At 66.4% G+C, this 17,572-nt stretch carries 11 protein-coding genes; 5 read left to right on the top strand and 6 right to left on the bottom strand.

Annotated features, from left to right (window positions below; genetic code table 11):
- Positions 1–229: 229 nt before the first annotated feature.
- Positions 230–2,002: an expansin EXLX1 family cellulose-binding protein gene (locus tag ABQZ09_RS07720; protein ID WP_349776562.1), complete on the bottom strand. Its 1,773-nt coding sequence runs from the start codon at positions 2,000–2,002 to the stop codon at positions 230–232.
- Between the two features lie 537 nt (positions 2,003–2,539).
- Here ABQZ09_RS07720 and cycA point away from each other — a divergent pair.
- Together cycA and ABQZ09_RS07710 are read left to right on the top strand one after the other, a co-directional pair.
- Positions 2,540–3,916 (top strand): D-serine/D-alanine/glycine transporter, encoded by a 1,377-nt coding sequence (gene cycA / locus ABQZ09_RS07715; protein WP_349776561.1) that lies wholly within the window; start codon positions 2,540–2,542, stop codon positions 3,914–3,916.
- A gap of 187 nt (positions 3,917–4,103) precedes the next feature.
- Positions 4,104–5,015 (top strand): CorA family divalent cation transporter, encoded by a 912-nt coding sequence (locus ABQZ09_RS07710; protein ID WP_184359748.1) that lies wholly within the window; start codon positions 4,104–4,106, stop codon positions 5,013–5,015.
- A gap of 293 nt (positions 5,016–5,308) precedes the next feature.
- On the opposite strand, the gene ABQZ09_RS07705 is transcribed toward ABQZ09_RS07710, so the two are convergent.
- A complete protein-coding gene (locus tag ABQZ09_RS07705) occupies positions 5,309–6,004 on the bottom strand; it encodes an AIM24 family protein (protein ID WP_039410723.1) in 696 nt (231 codons plus the stop codon).
- 479 nt (positions 6,005–6,483) lie between these two features.
- Between ABQZ09_RS07705 and ABQZ09_RS07700 the strand changes: the two genes are divergently transcribed.
- Entirely contained in the window at positions 6,484–7,488 is a 1,005-nt protein-coding gene (locus ABQZ09_RS07700; protein ID WP_349776560.1) for an arabinan endo-1,5-alpha-L-arabinosidase, read from the top strand.
- A gap of 146 nt (positions 7,489–7,634) precedes the next feature.
- On the opposite strand, the gene treA is transcribed toward ABQZ09_RS07700, so the two are convergent.
- A complete protein-coding gene (treA, locus tag ABQZ09_RS07695; protein ID WP_349776559.1) occupies positions 7,635–9,308 on the bottom strand; it encodes an alpha,alpha-trehalase TreA in 1,674 nt (557 codons plus the stop codon).
- Between the two features lie 419 nt (positions 9,309–9,727).
- A complete protein-coding gene (locus ABQZ09_RS07690; protein ID WP_349776558.1) occupies positions 9,728–10,492 on the bottom strand; it encodes a DUF72 domain-containing protein in 765 nt (254 codons plus the stop codon).
- A gap of 105 nt (positions 10,493–10,597) precedes the next feature.
- Here ABQZ09_RS07690 and ABQZ09_RS07685 point away from each other — a divergent pair, with 105 nt between their 5' ends.
- Positions 10,598–11,350, top strand: coding sequence for a DNA-formamidopyrimidine glycosylase family protein (locus ABQZ09_RS07685; protein WP_039565725.1), 753 nt, complete (start codon positions 10,598–10,600; stop codon positions 11,348–11,350).
- 311 nt (positions 11,351–11,661) lie between these two features.
- Positions 11,662–12,660, top strand: a complete 999-nt coding sequence (locus ABQZ09_RS07680; protein WP_349776557.1) for a hypothetical protein — start codon at positions 11,662–11,664, stop codon at positions 12,658–12,660.
- A gap of 497 nt (positions 12,661–13,157) precedes the next feature.
- On the opposite strand, the gene ABQZ09_RS07675 is transcribed toward ABQZ09_RS07680, so the two are convergent.
- Together ABQZ09_RS07675 and ABQZ09_RS07670 are read right to left on the bottom strand one after the other, a co-directional pair.
- Positions 13,158–14,096, bottom strand: coding sequence for a GAF domain-containing protein (locus ABQZ09_RS07675; RefSeq protein ID WP_503018672.1), 939 nt, complete (start codon positions 14,094–14,096; stop codon positions 13,158–13,160).
- Positions 14,097–14,461: 365 nt separating this feature from the next.
- The gene (locus ABQZ09_RS07670) at positions 14,462–17,341 is read right to left on the bottom strand and encodes a M16 family metallopeptidase (RefSeq protein WP_228313481.1); all 2,880 of its coding nucleotides are present in this window, start codon (positions 17,339–17,341) and stop codon (positions 14,462–14,464) included.
- Positions 17,342–17,572 lie beyond the last annotated feature (231 nt).

Here is a 17,572-nt window from a genome sequence, read left to right as displayed (position 1 = left end):
TCCGCACAGTGGTGGCGATGGTTGGCCGGAGTGCCATTCGCTAGATACGCTGAGGCTGGATTGCGCTAGCTAACGCTGGCTTGCACTCACTGCATCAGTGGCTTGCACTCTCTGCGTCGCGCCCGCCTGCATCACGCGCGGCCATGCAGACGTTGCTTGACCGTGCGGATCACCGCTGTGCCGATGCTTCTGCACGAACAACGAGACACATCGATCGGTACGCAAGTTGCTACGGAAACTGCACCTGGCCCGGCTGGAAATACGCCGGATGGCTGCCGTCTTCATACAGCGCGGGAATGGTATCGAGGATGGCCTTGCCGCGGATGTCGGTGATGCGGATGGAGAGGGGTTGATTGCCGAGCTGTTCGCCGAGGAAATGGTTGTAGTCCGTCTTCTGCAGGCTCTTCCATGTGCTGCCTTGTTTGACCTCGAACTTGACCACCGGATAGGCGTGATTGCGCACCTGGATTGCGGCCCACCAGCGTGAGCTGCCTTCCTTGATGCGGTACTGCACGTTGCCGCTCACCGGTGCGCGCACCACCTTCCAGCTGATCGGGATGCGCCCGTCCACCATGTTGCCGATCGCAGCGAACGCGTTGTGCGACAGATCCAGCCCGCCGGAGGCGCCTTCCGGATAGAGATCGGTCACATAGACGGTGGTCTTGCCCTTGGGGCCGGTCACTTCCAGATAGGCGCCGGCCAGCGCAGCCTTGACGCCGCCGAAGTTCAGCTGCGTCGGGTTGAGCGCGGTGATGAAGGCGGTGCTCGGGATCGGGTCCAGCAGCAGCGCGCCGCCGGAGTAGCCGGAGCCGGTGTACGTGGCCGTGCCGGTGAAGGTGCCGTTCCAGGCGGTTGCCTTGCTGGTATCCTTCGTGCCGGCCGCCTTTGCCGAGGCAGCCGACCCCGCTCCATGGCCGATGCCCCACGCCTGATGCAGCACCTGCAGTTTGTCCGCACGCGGGCTGCCGTCCGGCCCGAGCAGGCCACCGTTGTTGGCATTGCCCACCTCCCAGCGACCGAGAAATGCGCTGCGCATGCCACTGCTGGAGAGATAGCTGCTCAGGGCGGTCTGCCATGCGGCATCGCGCGGATCGCCATCGCCCAGGCCGCCGCCGATGCTGACCGGGATCACCGCATGGTCCACTGCAAACGTGCCGAAATCGCGTTGCCAGGTGGCGGGCAGCAGCTGCGCAAAGTTGGGTGCCGCAAACGCCTCGGCCGCATCACGATCGGGCCCGGCCAGCTTCGGCATCAGTACCAGCTGCCGCGCCGGAATACGCAAGGGCACGCAGGCCAGCGGTTGCAGATTGCTGCCTGCGGCCTTGCGTGCGGTGTCGCTGCACACGGTGTTGCTGCCGACGCCTTCCACACCCACCACCCAGCGCGGCGCCCGCGCAAGCACCGCTGTGGCGGCGCGCGAGGCTACGCGGTTCCAGTCCGACGCTGCGGCGCTTCCCGCCCAGGTCGCGTTGCGATAACCGCTGCTGCCAAGGTCCACGCCCATCACGCCGGCGTGGTTGCCGTAGCGGCGTGCGAGGGTGACCAGATCGCGTGTCCACGCCTGTGGATCGCTGCCCAGTTGCGGCGCCTCCTCGTCGCAGCCGCCATCGGCAAAGGCAAACAGCACCTGCATCCCGCGTTCGCTGCTGGCACGCACCACTGCATCGAGCAGTTGCAGGGAATTGAGCGCGTGCAATGCCGGGTCGCCGGCCACTGCCGCAGCGGGCACCGGCCTGCCGTTCAGCGCCGCGGCGCAAACGGGCAGGCGCACGGCGTTGATGTCCGACGCCTGCATCTGGTCCAGCAGCTGCGCCAGTGTGCGGCTGTGCAAGCCGGTCGCCACCAGCGTGCTGCGATCGAATCCCGGCCACGTCACGCCGCGGAGCTGCAACACCCGCCCCTGCACATCGACAAGCTGCCCGCGCGAGTCGACCTGCATGGCCAGCGGTGTGACCGGGGCGAGCAGCGCGAGGGCGAGCAGTAAGTGGGCGCGTGATTGCATGTAAGTCTCCTGGGTGGTGGCTGCGCAGGAAACCAGCTAGTGCCCGCGCGGTCCGTGCGCCCAGTCAAGGAAGCGGGCGCGAGTGCGCCTGCCACACGAAGCGGACCGCCGCACTGGAATGGGGATCGCTGTTTGTGCGAGATGCCGCACCGTCATTGTCGTGACGGGCGCAGTGGGCGCCGCCTGGAGTGATGCTGCAGTGTGTCGGTCGCCGCGCAGGGCATCACGGGGATCTGTCGACGGGACCGACACGGCGATGCGCTGGTCGCTTCGACGTGTGAGTCGCCGAGGTGGATGCCGGCCTTGGCACACAGCCCCTGACAGCGCTGGACGTGGAGCGGTGTCGATCGGCTGAGCCGCTGCATGCAGTCCATGCCAGCATGCGAGCGGGTCGCGCTGCGCACCATCATGGGGCGCGACGCCAGGCGTGAGTAGGGCCGGTTCGTTTTCGATGCAGGCAACTCCAGTCAAACCGCTGGTGCCAGCCGGCGCGATCTCGTATTTTTGACGGCTTGTTCACTTGCCGGTGCCGTGCCCATGTCCGATCCGTCCGCGCCCGATCATCTGCAACGCAGCCTGTCCAATCGCCACCTGCAGTTGATCGCGATCGGTGGGGCGATCGGCACCGGGCTGTTCATGGGCTCGGGCAAGACGATCAGTCTGGCCGGGCCGTCGATCCTGTTCGTCTATCTCATCATCGGCGCGATGCTGTTCTTCGTGATGCGCGCGATGGGCGAGTTGCTGTTGTCCAACCTGGAGTACAAGTCGTTCATCGACTTCTCCACCGATCTGCTCGGGCCATGGGCCGGGTTCTTCTGCGGGTGGACCTACTGGTTCTGCTGGATCATCACCGCCATCGCCGATGTCATCGCGATTGCTGCGTATGCGCAGTTCTGGTTTCCCGGATTGGCGCCATGGATACCGGCCATTGCCTGCGTGCTGTTGCTGCTTGCATTGAATCTGGTGACGGTGAAGCTGTTCGGCGAGATGGAATTCTGGTTTGCGCTGATCAAGATCATCGCCATCGCCGCATTGATCATCACCGGCGCCGGCCTGGTGGCCTGGGGCTTCCGCTCGCCGTCGGGCAACGTGGCCTCGCTGTCGAATCTGTGGAACGATGGCGGCATGTTCCCGATGGGGATTGGTGGTTTCTTTGCCGGCTTTCAGATCGCGGTGTTCGCCTTTGTCGGCATCGAGCTGGTCGGCACCACCGCTGCAGAAACCGCCGACCCGCGGCGCAATCTGCCCAAGGCGATCAACTCGATTCCGGTGCGGATCCTGATCTTCTATGTGCTTGCCCTGGTCGCGATCATGGCGGTGACGCCGTGGCGGCAGGTGGTGGCCGACAAGAGCCCGTTCGTGGAGCTGTTCGTGCTGGCCGGTGTGCCGGCCGCGGCCAGCCTGATCAACTTCGTGGTGCTGACCTCGGCCACCTCGTCGGCCAATAGCGGCATCTTCTCCACCAGCCGCATGCTCTACGGCCTAGCCGAAGAGCAGCATGCACCGAAGGGCTTTGCCAAGCTCTCGCGCGCTGCGGTGCCGGCACGTGGGCTGCTGTTTTCCTGCGTCTGCCTGCTGCTCGGCGCGATGCTGGTGTACCTGATCCCGAACCTGGTCACTGCATTTACGCTGGTCACCACGTTGTCGGCAGTGCTCTTCATGTTCGTGTGGTCGCTGATCCTGTGCGCCTACATCGCCTATCGCCGCAAGCGGCCGGAGCAGCACGCCGCCTCGCAGTTCAAGATGCCGGGCGGTGTGTTGATGTGTTACGTGTGTCTGGCGTTCTTCGCCTTCGTCATCGTGCTGCTGACCTTGCAGACCGATACGCGCCAGGCGCTGCTGGCCAGCCCGGTGTGGTTCCTGATCCTGGCGATCGGGTATGCGGTGAAGCGGCAGCAGGCGCGCAGCGGCTGAGCGCTCGCACGGGCCGAACACATCCACCGAAGACATCCTCAAGGCCCCGCACTGCGGGGCCTTGGCGTGTGTGGCTGCAGGGCGCCGAGATAAAGGCCACTGGCAGCTAAGCGCGTTGTGCGCGTGACGTTGACGCGGATCGGATGGAACGGGATGCTCGCCGCCATCCATTGCCACGGCCCACCGCATGATCACCACGCACCCGATCGCCACAACGCAGCAGACACAAGGGTGCTGGGTCGACCTGTGCCAGGCCAGCGCGCAGGAACTGGCGCAGGCCGCAGACACGGTGGGGTTTGCGCTGCCGGATCGCGCAGCCATCGGCGAGATCGAATTCTCCAGCCGGGTGCGGCGCCAGGGCGAGGTGCTGTTTCTCAACGTGCCGCGCTTTCAGGACGACGACGGCCCGACCGCGCCGCTGGGCTTTGCGCTGTCGCCGACCATGCTAGTGACCCTGCGCGAGCAGCACATGGGTTCGCTGGATGCAGTGGCGGCGCAGCTGCAACATGACCCCTGCCATAGCGCCGACGATCTGCTGCTGCGCATCTTCGACCAGCTAGTGGGGCGGCTGGCAGACCGGCTGGAATCGCTGGAAGCCGAGGTTACCGACACCACCCGCCAGGTGTTCGACAACCCGCACAAGACCAAGGACCTGGAGCGCATGCTGCATCAGGTCGGTGGCATGGGGCGGCGTCTGGGCGGGCTGCACAATGCCGGGCAGGGACTGCTGCGCCTGGTCACCTATCTGGACGGCACCGCGCCGGACTGGTTCGGCAACGATGCGGCCAAACGCATCGGCTTGCTGCACAAGGACCTGACCACCTTGAGCGAATTCCAGCAGCACATGGACGACCGCATCGAGTTCCTGCTCGACAGCGTGCTGGGCATGATCAACATGGACCAGAACAACGTGATGAAGGTGATGGCGGTGGCGTCGGTGGTCGGCATTCCGCCGACGGTGCTGGTCGGCATCTGGGGCATGAACTTCGCCTACATGCCCGAGCTCAAATGGCACGATGCCTACTACTGGGCGCTGGGCGTGATCGTGCTGAGCATGGTGGTTCCGCTGGCGTGGTTTCGCAAACGCGGCTGGGTGTAACGCATCAGAGCCATAAGCCCGTAGGAGCGCACCCGGGCGCGACGTGGCATTACCGGTAAGTCCCTCGCGCCCAGGTGCGCTCCTACGACGTGCCGCCAGCGCATCATCTGGTGTGCACGACTCGCGACCACGCACTGCCAAGCCAGTGCAATTCGGTAGCTGCGCAGCGCGCGCCAAACTACCGGAAACCCGTAGGAGCGCACCCGGGCGCGACGTGGCGTTACCGGTAAGCCCCTGCTGCTTAGCGTGCGACCAGGCGATGCGCCTTGCTGATTGCTACGGGGCGCGCTGTATCAGCCCTTGGCCTGAAAACTGGCTTCTTCGTACGGCTGTACTACCACCCAGCCTTCGCCGGCGAAGCGCATCTGCAGGCTTTCGCCCGAGCCGCGGCCGAACAGCGTGCCGATCGACACGTCGGTGACCAGCTCCGGGGTCAGCGTGCCCGACCACGCCACGGTGGCATTGGGGTCGGTGAACACCGGGCCGCTGGCGGCGGTGACCGGCAGGGTCAGCGGCTCGTAGTGCGAGGTGATCGCCACGATGCCGTGGCCGCTCAGGCGCACGTTGAACAGCCCGCCCGACAACATGCCGGCCACTTTGCGCATCATGGTGATCTTGTGCTCGACGCCCGACTCGAACGCCAGCACATCGTTGCCGTTGACGAAGATCGCCTCGCCATTCAAGCGCAGCAGCGTCACCAGCTTGCCGACGTCGGCCAGATACACCCGGCCCTGGCCTTCGGCCTTCATCAGCTGCATTCCTTCGCCGCTGACGGCTTTTTTCAGCAGATTGCCCAGGCCCTGTTCCAGCAGTCCCTCGCGGGTGAACTTGACGGTGCCGGTGCGCGCCACCATGGCGCCGGCCTTGGACCACACCATGCCGTTGAGGCGCACTTCCAGCAGGTGCGGGTTTTCCAGTTCGAACGGATCGGGGCTGACGTCCTTTTCCTTGGAATGGGCGAGAAATTCGTTGAGCGTGCGTACGGCCATGGGTCCGTCCTGGAGTGAAAGAGTGCGCATGATACGCGGCAGGCAGGTGTCTTCGAAGCGCCGTGGGCCAGCTGCCGGTTCCCTGAGTGTGGCGCTGCGGTGCCGGCGCATCTGTTGGTGGCCGTGGCTGGATTGTCGTGCTCAAGCTCAGGTTCTGCCAGGCGACTGGTCTGAAGTTGCATGTCGTGCTGGAGTAATGCCACGGTAGCTGCGGGACCACTACGTTCGCGATGTCCTCAGTGCCGTGCAACGGACAACGATCATGGCAATGCATCACCGATGCAGCAGCCGGGCATGTGCGATCCATGCGCGATGGCATTGCGGTTGCGTTAGACAGCCCGCGACGAAGGCGCGTCGCAAAAACACGGCGCCAAACCGCCTGTGCTTTGCTTCTGAGATCAGCGTCGGATTCGTGGCAGTGCTGCCGAGCTAGATTGCTCCTACAGAAAACATCTTGATGGTGTTCAAGGAGCAAGGCGATGCGCGTTAATGGTGGCAGTCGAGTGAAAGAGGGCTGGTCCGGCATGTCGCTGCGTGGCGGCGCGTTCGCATCACTAGTGGCCCTGGCCGCCGCTGCAACCGGCTCGCACAGCGCACCCGCGCAAGCGGCCGTGGGGCCGGGCGTGGTGAGCGGCGACACCATCGTGCACGATCCGTCGATGCTCAAGCTGAGCGATGGGCGTTACTACATCTATGCCACTACCGGCGTGGTCACCAGTACCGACCGGACCAAGTTCAGCAATGCGGGCGCGATCTTCAGCAGCATGCCGAGCTGGGTACGCAGCTACAACCCCGAGAACCAGCTGTGGGCGCCGGATGTGTCCTTCCATGGCGGCAAGTATCTGATGTATTACACCGCCTCCAAATTCGCCACCAACACCTCGGCGATTGCACTTGCCAGCAGCAGCACCGGCAAGCCCGGCTCGTGGAAGGACCAAGGCATCGTCTACACCTCCAAAAGTAGCGACGACTACAACGCCATCGACGGCAATCTGGTAGTGGACGGCAATGGCAAGTGGTGGTTGGCGTTCGGCTCGTTCTGGTCCGGGATCAAGCTAATCCAGCTCGATCCGGGCACTGGCAAGCAGTTGTCCAGCAACACGGCACGCTACAGCCTGGCGAGCCGGCCGTACCCGGGCGCGGTGGAGGCGCCTTTCATCCAGCAGGCCAATGGCTGGTACTACTTGTTCGTGTCGTTCGATGCGTGCTGCAAGGGCGCCAGCAGCACCTACAAGATTGCGGTGGGGCGTGCGCGTTCGGTGACCGGGCCGTATCTGGATCGCGCCGGTGTGGACATGCGCAACGGCGGCGGCACGGTGATCCAGTCCGGCTTGGGCAGCATGCATGGGCCGGGCGGGCAATCGGTGTTTCGCGATGGCGACGGCGACATCCTGGTCTACCACTACTACGACGACCGCGGCGACGCGCGCCTGGGCATCAACCGGCTGGGATACGACAGCAGTGCATGGCCGGTGGTGCAGTAGCAGTAGTCAATCGAACGCGCTGCTGCGCCCTGCAATGGCGCAGCAATCAGGCAATGCATGGTGTAGCGATCCGCCGGTGTTGCCGATTGCCAGAACCCCGATGCCGCCAGCGCTGACGGGCAGTACCCGGCAGCGCTGGTGCACACTCAGCGCGTGGCCGCTTCGGGCTTGCGCACGCGTTTGACAGGCGCCGGCTTGGTCGCGGTGTCCGGATACAGATTCAACAGCATCAAGGTGACGCCGTTGGTCCAGCCGAAGCCATCCTGCAGGGCGTATTCGCCACCGCCGCCGCCGGCTGCGTTGGCTTCCAGGCCGTATTTTTCGACCAGTTTGTGTTCGCGTGCGAACAGCGCCTGTACCTGGGCGAGGAAGCGTTCGCCGATGGTGCGGGCCAGCGCGTCTTCGCCATAGCGACGCAGGCCGTCCACGGCCACCCATTGCAGCGGCGCCCAGCCGTTGGGTTCGTCCCATTGCTGGCCGGTCTTCACTGCGGTGGTGGCCAGGCCGCCCGGGCGCAGCAGCGTTTTGCGCACGGTGCTGGCAGTGCGCTTGGCGTGATCGTCCGAGGCCAGGCCGGCGAACAGCGGATACAGCGCCGCGGCGGTGACCTGGTCGCTCAGCGTGCGCGCCTGCCAGTCGTAGTCGGCGTAATAGCCGGCCTTGTTCCACAGATGCGCGTCGATGGCCTGCTTGCGCTGCTGTGCGAGTGCGGCGTAGTCGCGCATGCAGTCTGCGCCCGGTTGCGCACAGGCCTGGGCCAGGGTGCGTTCCAGGTGGTAGAGCAGACTGTTGAGGTCGATCGGGATGATGGCGGTGGTGCGGATGGTGCGCAGGTTCTGGCCATCGGCCAGCCAGCGGCTGGTGTAGTCCCAGCCACTTTCCGCACCGGCGCGCAGGTCGCGGTAGACCTCGGCAGCGGGGCGGTCGGTCACTTCGGCGGCGGTGCGGGTGTCGTGCAGCCAGGCTTCCGGGCGCGGGGTGTCGCGCTCGTCCCAGTAGCGGTTGAGCATGCTGCCGTCGGCCAGGCGCACCACATGGCGCGCGGCCTTGCCCGGCTTCAGGCCATCGCTGCCCTGCATCCAGTACGCGTACTCCTTCTGCAGCTGCGGCAGGTAGCGTTGATACACCGCCTCGCCTTCCACGCCGGCCTGCAGCTCCACCATGTAGGAGAAGAACGGCGGCTGCGAGCGGCTCAGGTAGTAGGTGCGGTTGCCGTTGGGAATATGCCCGTAGGTGTCGATCAGGTAGGCAAAGTTGTCCAGCATCTGACGGCTGAGCGTGGTCTCGCCACTCTTCACCAGGCCCAGCATGGTGAAGTAGGAATCCCAGTAGTACACCTCGCGGAAGCGCCCGCCCGGCACCACGTACGGGTGCGGCAGCGCCAGCAGGCTGCTGTGCGGCGGGACATGGGTCTGGCTGCGCACCAGCTTGGGCCACAGCAGGTCGATGTGCTCGCGCAGCGCGGTGTCCTGGCGGATCGCGTCGGTCTGCACCGGCGGCGACTCTTCGAAATTGGCATCCACGAACTTGCGCAGGTCGAAACCGGGGTGGTCGTGCTGCGCCAGATAATCGGCGTTGATCAGTGCCGGGTCGCGCAGCGGCAGGAAGTCGACGAAATGCTTCTGGTCGTCGAACAGTTCGCCGCTCTGCACGGCCTGAAACAGTTCCGGGTAGGCCAGGTCGGGCGTGGGCGGCGTGGAGGCCGGCGCATTGACGACCGGAGTGTCCAGTGGAGCGGCGGTCAGCGTGCACGGCGCGACGAACATGCTCAGCGACAGGCCAAGCAGCGACGTGCAACACGGGGGCGCGGCAGAACTCATGGCATCTCCAGAACGGGCAGTGACGTGGGGCATGGTAAACGACCGAAGTGGCGGGCGGGACCGCGTGGGTTGCCGGAGTGCCGGCAGACTTCGCGCGGTGACAACAGGGTTCAGCAAGGTGATCCGGCGCGCCGCCGCAACGTGCGCCGATCCTGGCGTATCGGCGCGGATCGAGGCAGCTTGAGCGTAGCGCCGGTGCGCAGGATTGCCGGTGTCGTTGCAAGAAGTGCGCCAGGGTGCGGAATGCAAGGGTGTCGCGGACAGCGCGCGTGCCGGCCTGCGGCGCGTTGGGCGGGCAGCAGCGGATGCAGGCAAGCGGGACGGGGCGCGCACACCCGTGGCCGCCATGGCTGGAAGTTTATGCAGGTGCAGGCAGTGGCCGCGCTACATCCCGGCAGGCCCGACACCGCCGATGCGCATCACACCGCGCGGTCGATGCCCAGCAGTGCCTGCAGGCGTAGCGCATTGGGCACCGCCAGGCCGGCGGCGGTGTTGTCGAAGATGATCCAGCAGTCGGTCTGTGGCTGGCCGGCCGCACGCACCGATTTGGCCAGTGCCTGCAGCGCCCCCTCGTCGTAGGCGCTGTAATAGATGCGCGGGCTGCCATGCCACCGCCAGTATTGCGGCCCGGCGCTCGCGCTCGGTGTTGCCGCTGCAGCCACCGGGGCCGGGTCGGCCGCGCAGCGTGCGATGCGGTGGCGCGCCAGTAGCACCTGTGCCTGCGGCAGGAACCAACTGGCGTGGCGCGGCTCGCACACCACCGCACCGTCCCAGCGCCGCCGCAGCACCGCAAAAAACCTCGCTGCCACGCGGGCGTCGAACGCCGCGCTGGGTGGCAGCTGCAACAGCAGACAACCCAGGCGCGTGCCCAACGCGCCGGCCTGTGCCAGAAATGTGTCCAGCAATGGCCCGGCAGCGTGCAGGCGTGCATCGTGACTGATGCTGCGCGGCAGCTTGACCGAAAAACGGAAATCCTCCGGCACGCTGTCTGCCCAGCGTGCGTAGGTACTGGCGCGGTGTGGGCGATAGAACGAGGAGTTGATTTCCACCGCATCAAAGCGCGTGGCGTAGCGCTGCAGCACGCTGGCACCCTCACCAAACGCGGCGCGGTCGGCAGCAGGAATCGACCAGCCCGCGCAGCCACAGCGCACACGAGCATCGGCAGTGGGGAGACGAGCAGGCATGGCGGACGAGGCAAGGGGCGGCAGCACTCTATGCAGGGGCATCCGTCAACAACGCGTGTGCGCAGCGATCACAGCCGACTCACGAGCGGCTTCGATACTGGGCGTATGCCAGAAGGTCCCTCACTCGTCATCCTGCGCGAAGAATCGGCTCACTTTGTCGGCCGGAAAATCCTTCACGTTTCCGGAAACAGCAAGCAGGACATCGCACGCCTGGAACATCAGAAAGTGCTGGCGCTACGCACCTGGGGCAAGCACTTTCTGATCGAATGCGCGCAGTTCAGCGTGCGTATCCATTTTCTGTTGTTCGGCAGCTACCGCATCAACGAAGAAAAACCCAATGCGGTGCCGCGTCTGTGCCTGGAATTCTCCAAGGGCGAGCGCCTGAACTTCTATGCCTGCTCGGTGCAATTCATCGACCGCCCGCTCGATGAGGTCTACGACTGGACCGCCGATGTGATGAATCCGCTGTGGGACCCTGCGCAGGCGCGTCGCAAGCTGCGCGCCGCGCCCGGCATGCTGGCGGCCGATGCCTTGCTGGATCAGACGGTATTTGCCGGCGTGGGCAACATCATCAAGAACGAGGTGCTGCACCGCATCCGCGTGCATCCGGAGAGCGAAGTGGGCGCACTGCCGGCGCGCAAGCTCGGCGAGCTGGTGACCCAGGCACGCGACTACAGTTTTGATTTCTACACCTGGAAAAAAGCCTTCGTGCTGAAAAAGCATTACCAGGTGCATACCAAGGCCAGCTGCCCGCGCGACGGTGCGCCGCTGCAGTACCGCAAGCACCTGGGCAAGGCCGGGCGACGTGCGTTTTTCTGCGAGGTGTGCCAGCGGCTGTATCGGGCCGACCAGACGTAGCAACCGGCGCGGGAAGCGTTGCGATCGGCGCTGGGCCCGGACGCCCGTTCTGCGTTCGATCGGGTGTGTACGGTAGAGCCAGGCAGTGTTCCTCGATGACCGAGTGCGCAGCGCTGGCCAATCCTGCCGCGCAGGGCGCCAGGGCGCAGGACGGGTCAGACCGTGGGGCGCCCAATGTGAATGGCGGCTGGGGAGGCCTGGCCGGACAACGAATTCCAAACGCGCGCAAACGCTGCGCCCGCTAGATTTGCCCGCTGTGCACCAGGGTCAGCGGTGCCGCTCCCGTCTTTCACTCACCGGTCTCCCGCATTGTGACTACCCGCAGGAAGGAAGCGCTTGTCCCGCATGTTGCTGCCGCCGCATGCACGGGCGCCATCCTGTTTTTTCTGGCCTGCCTGTTGCTGTACATGCCGGCGCCGCGCCAGACCCTGCAACACGGCGACAGGTTGCAGGTGTATTTCGTGCCACGGCCGCAAGAGGCGCCCCCCACACCGCAGGAACCGCCGCAGGAACCCGAGCGCACACCGCGCGCTGCGGCAGTGTCGGCTGCGCGCACGGCGCCGCCACCCACGCGCACCCCGCCACCGCAGCGGCAGGTGGCCGCCGCCGATGCGCCCGCCAGCGACGCCATGGCGGCTCAGCTGTATACCCGCGAAGGGCGTCTGCGCATGGCGCAGGTGGACCCGATGGCACAGACCGGCGGCGCGGCGCCGCCGGGCATGACCGACGAGCGCGCGCAGGCCAAGGCGCGCAACGTGATGGAGCGGGTCAACCCGGTGCAGTACCAGGACACCCGCTTTGCCAAGGACTGGAAGAGCGATGGCACGCTGGGCGATGTGGCGATGCAGGAAATGAATCGCGGTATGAAGAAGTTCAACGACATGCTCAACGGGCCGCAGACGCAGGTGGCCAAGGCCCGTCCGCCGCCGGAGGTGCGCTTCAATCCGGCGCTGGCCGGCAACCAGGCCGAGATGGGCAGCGAGGCGACCGGCGATGCGTACAAGGCCGCGCCGATCGCGCATGAGACACCGCCGGATCTCAAGGGCGAAGCCAGCCGCCGCATCCGCGAGGCCCTGGCGGCGCTGGAACAACGCAGCGCACGTTGCGATGCCTCCAAGCGCAAGTCGCTGTTATCGCCGGTGCGTACGCACCTGGGCGATCTGGAGCGTGCCGAGCATGCTTTGAACAACGGCGCCGATCCGGTGATGGCCGCGCAGCTGCTGCCGCGCCAGGCCGACAGCGCCTACGACCTGGCACGTCGCGCGCTGTGGTACGCGGACCGGCAATTGAAGCAGTGCGCGGTGGGGTGAGTGGCGCGGTGGTGGCGCGTTGACGCGTCGGCGGCTGGTGACCGTGGCGATTGGAGAGCCAGTCAGTCGGCGCGAGGTTGGGGTGCACGGGGTGGCCGTACCCTCACCCCAACCCCTCTCCCGGCGGGAGAGGGGCTTTGGTCTGTCGGTGACAGTGGCAATGCCAGCTGCCGGTGCACGCTAGTCGGTGCCTGCTACGCTAGCCGCCGCAACGCTGGGCGCCACGTCGTTGCGCGCCACGACGGCTGCCATAACGTTGCAGTTTGCCGGCGCGTGCCACGACAGCTGCCGCCACGCTGCAGTCTGCGCCGGTACCTGCCACGCCAGATGCGCAGCGCTGCCGCTCTACGTTGGTGCCCCATGCCAACGGCCGCAACGCTGCCCCGGGCATGCCTGCCGCCTCAGCGACCGCACGCGCCTCAGCGGCGTTCGTCACGCATAAGCCCCTCTCCCGCCGGGAGAGGGGTTGGGGTGAGGGTACGGGTGCGACGCAGTGCCTACGCCAGGCGCTGCCGGTAACGATCCTTCTCTGCGCTCAACTCAATTTCCGCGCGCAGGAAGACGTGCCCGATGGGTTCGTCGGCGCGGCTGGCCAGGGCTTCGCCGAGCAGTACCGTCAGGCCCAGGGCATGCTGCTGGTGGGCCACGTCGCGCAGGTGTTGCAAGGTGCGTTCGGCATCGGGGCCGCGTAGCACGGCGATGAATTCCGCGCTGTCGGTGACCCGGTCGATGCTGTTGCCCGGCCCCTGCACCAGCGCGGCAAATGCCTGGTCGAGCTGCTGCAGCGTGCGGCCAAGCAGCCGCTCGCTCTGGCGTTCGGCCAGGGCGGCCAGCTCCTGTACTTCCAGGATCACCAGCCGGTACGGGCCTTCGGTATCCACGGCGGGTGCGGCCGTCGCTGCTGCAGCCGCCGGCTGCAGGATGGCGGCACGTTCCTGCTGCAGCGCCTCCTGGCGTGCGTCGAGCAGATTCATGGTGACGCGCGCCAATGCCTGCAGCCCGGTGCGTTGCAATTCATTGAGCGTGCGTGGCTCGGTATCGAGCACACACACGGTGCCCAGCGCCACGCCCTCGGGCGTCACCAACGGCATGCCCGCGTAGAAGCGCGCGCCCGTCTCGCCGGTGACCACGGAAATATCGCGAAAGCGCGGGTCCTGGGTCAGGTCCGGCACTTCCATCAGGTGGCTGGGGTCGCGGATGGCGTGGTCGCACACCGCCTGGCTGCGGTCGGTCTGTTGCAGCCCCAGGCCGAGCTGGGCCTTGAACCACTGGCGGTCGCGGTCCACCAACGACATTAGCGCAATCGGCGTTTCGCACAGCGCGGCGGCCACCTGCACGATGTCCTGGTAGGCAGCTTCGGGCAGGCTGTCGACGATGCGGTAACCGTCGAGGACCTGCTGGCGGGAGGCGTCATCTGCCGTCGGCATTTCGTTCATCGGATCAGCCAAGCACCTGTCGAAGAGAGCGGCCAACCTTACCGGTCTAGCCGATAACATGGCGTCGACGTGAGCGTCGCCGCCGCTGGAAATAAAGCGATGGACACGCGCGCGCCCGATGCCTGATCAGTCCGGCCTGGCGGCGAGCCCACCCATCGATTGCGCCTGCGAACACGTATGCAAGCAGGCCGCTGATGATCAGTCGATCGATCGACGGTCTTGGTCTTCGTCGCCGATCGGCCGGCGCTGAGCACCGGCGGCACTCAGCCCATCATCCCACCGCGCCCACACGCCGCGCAGCGCGCCAACGCCGTGCGCCTGCCCGCCTGCGTGGCGCAAGCGGGCAGGGCAGGGCAGGCAGGCCGTCAGCGCTTGACCGGCTTGCCGTCCACGTCCAGCACCTGCACCTCGCCCAGCTTGAGCGCACGGACGGGGGCTTCGATCTTCTTCAGGTCGCCCACGATCACCCAGGTCATGGCCTCCGGCTTGATGATCTGCTTGATGGCCTTTTGCGCGGCCGGCTGATCGATCGCTTCCAGGCGCGGCTTGAGCGTCTGCACGTAGTCATCGGGGCGATCGAACTGCACGATGCCTTCGATCGCGCCCAGCACCGCGCCGGTGGTTTCGAAGCTGCCGGGCAGGGCGCGGATGCGCTGGTTCTTGATCTTCTCGATCTCGTCGTTGGACAGCGGCTTGTCGCCGATGATGGCGGTGGCTTCCTTGAAGATCTCGTTGGCCGATTCGGCGGTCTTGTCGGTCTGCACCGGTGCCGAGAACAGGTACGGCCGCTGGCCCTGCGCATCCACCATCTGGGTGCGCGCACCGTAGGCCCAGCGCTTGTTCTCGCGCAGGTTCATGTTCAGGCGCGAGGTGAAGGTGCCGCCGAAGGCGCCGTTGGCAACACCGATCGCCAGGTTGTCCGGTGCCTTGGTGGACGGGGCCAGCAAGCCGGCCAGGATCACCGACTGCGGTGCGTCAGGGCGGTTGATCAGGTACACGCGCGGCTTGGGCTGTGCGGCGACGTTGGCCAGGTTTTTCTTCGGCAACGCCGTCGCCGGGGCCTTCCAGTCGCCGAACGCGGCATCGAGCTGGGGGATGATCTGCGCCAGCGTGGTGTCGCCGGCCACCAGGATGCGCAGGTTGTCCGGACGCAGCCATTGGCTGTGGAACCGCTGCAGGTCCTGCGCGTTGAGGCTCTTGATCGCCGCCTCGGTGCCGCTACCGGTGAGCGGGATGCCGTACGGATGCTGGTTGCCGAACAGCAGCGGCGGCAGCGCGCGCAGGCCCAGGCTGTTGGGCTGGGTCTTTTCCTGGGCGATGCCGGCCAGCCACTGGCCGCGCACGCGCTCGATGTCGGCGGCCTTGAACGCGGGATTGCGCACGATGTCGGAAAACAGCTGCAGCGAGGGCTGCAACTGGTCGTTGAGCGCATCCAGCGAGGCGCTGCAGCTGTCCAGATCGCAGCCCACCGACGTGATGGCGCCCAGCCGCTGGCGGCGCTGCGCCACTTCCACCGAATCCAGCGCAGCGGTGCTCTCGTTCATCAGCGCGGCGCTGAAGCTGGCGGTGCCGAGCTTATTGCCCTGGTCTGCGGCGTAGCCGGCGTCGAACAGCAGCTCCACCTGGGTCACCGGAATGGTGTGGCGCTCGGCCAGGATCACCTCGATGCCGTTCTTCAACTTGCCGCGCTGCAACTGCGGGAAGCTCAGGTCCGGGAATTGATCGGTCTGCGGCACGCCCTTGCTGCGATCGAGCGTGCTGGCGACGGTCTTGTACTTGCCCGCAGCCGGCAGCTTCGGCGCCGGCTTGCCGGCTTCTTCGCCGCGTGCAACCACCGCCTTGTCCTCGGCGGCCGGGTCGAAGTCCTTGCCGGCCGGCAGCACGGTGAGCAGGTAGTCGCCCTTGCCGAACCAGGTGGCAGCGGCCTGCTTGACGCTGTCCACGGTGGCGGCCTGGCCGCGTTGCAGGTCTTTCTTGTAGGCGCCCGGGTCGCCGCGGTAGACCTGGCCTTCGGCCAGGATCACCGCCTTGCCACTGAAGCCGCCGACCTTTTCCAGCCCGCGCACGAAGCCGGCGCGGTAGGCCACCTGCGCGCGCTGCAGTTCGTCGGTGGTCGGGCCTTGCGCGATGAACTTCTTGAGTTCCTCGTCGATGATCGCCTCGACCTTGGCCGGGTCCACACCGTCCTTGACGTCGGCCTGGATCTGCACCTGGCTGGACAGCGCGAACGGCTGCACCGAGGCGGAGACGTCGTCCACCAGGTTGTCCTGGTAGACCAGGCGCTGGTACAGCCGCGAGGTCTTGCCGCCGCCGAGCACGGTGGTGGCCAGGTCCAGCTGGATCACATCGTCGGTGCCCAGCTGCGGCGCGGCCCAGGTGCGGTAGATGCGCGGCTGCGAGACATGGTCGTGCTGCACGCCGCGCTTCTGCGCGGGCAGCGGGGTCACCCAGGGCTGCTGACGCGCCACCGGCTTGCCGGACGGGATATCGCCAAAATACTGCGCGGCCTTGGCGCGCGCCTGCGCCACGGTGATGTCGCCGGCCAGCACCAGGGTGGTGTTGGCAGCGCCGTAGTTGTCGTTGAACCACTGCTTGACGTCGCCCAGCGACGCTGCGTCCAGATCCTCCATCGAGCCGATGGTGTCGTGCTGGTAGGGATGGTTGGCCGGGAACAGGTTGGACAGGATGTTCTGGTCCACGCGGCCGTAGGGGCGGTTTTCGCCCTGGCGCTTTTCGTTCTGCACCACGCCGCGCTGGGTATCGAGTTCTTCCTGGCCGATCGCCCCGAGCAGGTGGCCCATGCGGTCCGATTCCAGCCACAGCGCGGTGTCCAGCGCGGTGGTCGGCACGGTTTCGAAATAGTTGGTGCGGTCGAACCAGGTGGTGCCGTTCATGTCGGTGGTGCCGACCTTTTCCAGCGGCGCAAAGAAGCTGCCCTTGTTGTTTTCCGAGCCGGAGAACATCAGGTGCTCGAACAGGTGCGCAAAGCCGGTCTTGCCGGCCGGCTCGTCGCCGGAGCCGATGTGGTACCAGATGCTCACCGCCACCACCGGCGCCTTGTGGTCTTCATGCACCACCACGGTCAGGCCGTTGGGCAGGGTGAAGCGGGTATAGGCGATGTCGGGAATGGCGCTGCTGGCCGCGCTCTTGGACAGGCTGGCCGGGGCGGCCGCGACGGCGGGGGCAACGGTACCGGTAGCGACACCGAGCACACCGGCGATCAACAGGGACAGCGGACGCAGCATGTGACACTCCAGAACAGGGCAATCGGCCGAGGGTAGTGGCTGCTTGGCGGCGCCGCAAATGCACTTGGGCATGGGTGCGGTGGCGGTTGCCGGGAGGGCGGCCGGACCCTGGGCCGCTGCGCCCGGCGGGCGTGATGCGGCGATGGGGCCGCGCCGCTGATCTGACCCGGTGCACGGGGGCGAGTCCTCTCCCGCGTGTCCCAGCGCTGCGGGACGGCCTGGAGCGCGCCG

Source organism: Xanthomonas sp. WHRI 6106, assembly GCF_040202405.1.
In the GTDB taxonomy this organism is placed as follows: domain Bacteria; phylum Pseudomonadota; class Gammaproteobacteria; order Xanthomonadales; family Xanthomonadaceae; genus Xanthomonas; species Xanthomonas cannabis.
Note: the sequence above shows the minus strand (reverse complement) of the source record. Positions and strands in the feature narration are given on the sequence as shown.